General features: G+C 65.4%; 1 protein-coding gene. It reads right to left on the reverse strand.

The genetic code is table 11. From position 1 onward, the window contains the following. Positions 1-29 precede the first annotated feature (29 nt). Positions 30-269 (reverse strand): phosphoglycerate dehydrogenase (locus tag HKX41_11660; protein ID NNC24789.1); only part of this gene is annotated, 240 nt, incomplete at its 5' end.

The following is a 269-nucleotide window of genomic DNA, read 5'->3' on the forward strand; positions in this document are numbered from 1 at the left end:
CTTTCAGAAAGAGGTGCGGGTCAGCCGCTTCAGAGCGTGATGAGGTCCACGTCGATGATGCGGTCGTCGGCGAGGAGTTTCTCGCGGACGCTCTCCGGCACGTCGTCGTCGAGGTTGTAGACGGTCAGCGCCTCGCCGCCGGCCTTCGCGCGGCGGGCGTTGAACATCCCGGCGATGTTCACGTCGTTCTCGCCGAGGACGGTCCCGATGAAGCCGATGACGCCCGGCTTGTCGTAGTTGCGGGCGACGAGCATCTGGCCGTACGGGAT

The organism is Salifodinibacter halophilus (assembly GCA_012999515.1).
Lineage (GTDB): Bacteria > Pseudomonadota > Gammaproteobacteria > Nevskiales > Salinisphaeraceae > Salifodinibacter > Salifodinibacter halophilus.